We start from the raw sequence: 1,732 nt of genomic DNA on the forward strand, positions 1-1,732 counted from the left end.
GTCCAAGACCTGCAAGCTCGACGTGACGAGCAACACGCCGGGTGGTATGGGCAACTACGCGTGTATTAATGACCTTGTGCAGATTGAGCAGTGGTGCAATTCAACCGGCACGCCGCCGGACGATACCTGCCCGGTGGCTGACCCGGTGTTTCCCGCGAACGGGATTGTGACTCTCTTTGAAACTGACTTTGCAAGCGGCGACACGTCGCCGCTTGTGTTCAGTCGTAGCTACCTGTCGAAGCCGTTCGATAAAGCGCAGATAGCGATGGGCGGGTACTGGGCCAGTAACTGGCAGCGACGGCTTGATCTGACCTCGGTCAATGCAAGCACACCGAAAATCACCGCGTATCGGAGTAATGGGCAGCCTCTGATATTCAAATGGGTTAATGGCGGCTGGGCGGTGCCGGGTACGTCGGGTCTTTCGCTCATGAAAGCTGGCGACGGATACTTCTACCTGAAGGACGAACGGCTTGGCACGACCGAAACATACTCCGCCAGCACAGGTCTGTTTCACTCCGAGACAACACGCACGGGTATGTACCGTGAAGTTGGATACGTCGGACAACGGATGGATTGGATCGCTCAGTGGCCCGTTGATCGGATCGGGCAGACGGCATCGCGGCTTACGCTTAGTCTGACCTATGACAGTAATGGTCGCATTCTGAGTGTAGTGCCGCCGTCGGGCAACGCGACACATTATGCGTACGATGCGAAAGGCAACCTTGTTTCCGTAACCGCGCCGATTGGATACGTTCGTCAGTACCTTTATGAGGATGCGCGCTTCCCGAATGCAATGACCGGGATAAAGGACGAATCCGGTTCACGGATTGCAACATGGACCTACGACTCCAGCGGACGCGCAATCTCAGTCACCCATCCGGACACGACGCGTAATGTGTCACTAAGCTATGGCTCGGGCACGACAACAGTCGGCAACCTGGCTGGCAACAGCACATACTCTTTCAGTTCTGGCGATACGTCGCGTCCTGGCTCCATTGTCACGCCCGGTGGCACAGTGTCACGCACGTGGGATACCTCAGGGAATCTGAAACAAAGAGTTACCCCGGATGGGAATACACAGTACACGTGGGACAGCGCGAACCGACCAACGAAAGCATTTGCAACAGTCGCTGGCAACAAGACAGTAACAACCATCGAGTACAGTGACAGCAGTTCGCTGCGCCCGCATCTGGTCGCGACACCTGGAAAGATCAGGGCGTTCGTCTACGACACAGCAGGTAACGTCACTGGCTACGCAGAGTGGCAGACAACCGACCTGACGGGCGAACAGGGGATGCAGGCGGTTGCGGCGGGCGATCAGATGACAGTAGGCTCGCGCTACGATCAGGCGGGCCGGCTTCTGTCTGCCACTGTCGTACGGAATGGTGCAAAGACTGAAGACTGGACCTACACGTATGACGCGCGTGGCAACATCGCGACGACGCTGGACGCCGTATCGGGTTGGGCAATGCAAACCCTCGGTCGTGACGCCGAGAACCGCGCGACGCAGATAGCGGGTAATAGTGGTCAGGCAAGCATCGGATACGATGAACGTGGTCGCGTAAAGTCCTTTGGGTATAACGAACCGGCAAGTTCAGTGAATGGGGGACTCGCCCGTGTACTGGCAGTCGATTACCAGTACGCGGCGAATGGCTCGGTTTCGTCACATTCAGCGAAGGTTTCAACTAACGGCGCATGGTGGCAGCCGATCAGCGACGCAGAGCTAGGCGTT

General features: G+C 57.1%; 1 protein-coding gene. It reads left to right on the forward strand.

Features of this window, described 5'->3' with window-relative positions:
• Positions 1-1,732, forward strand: a 1,732-nt coding sequence (locus tag P0D70_RS36475; protein WP_408188091.1) for a DUF6531 domain-containing protein, incomplete at both ends; no start/stop codon positions are given.

Source organism: Paraburkholderia sp. RL17-381-BIF-C (assembly GCF_046026435.1).
GTDB lineage: Bacteria > Pseudomonadota > Gammaproteobacteria > Burkholderiales > Burkholderiaceae > Paraburkholderia.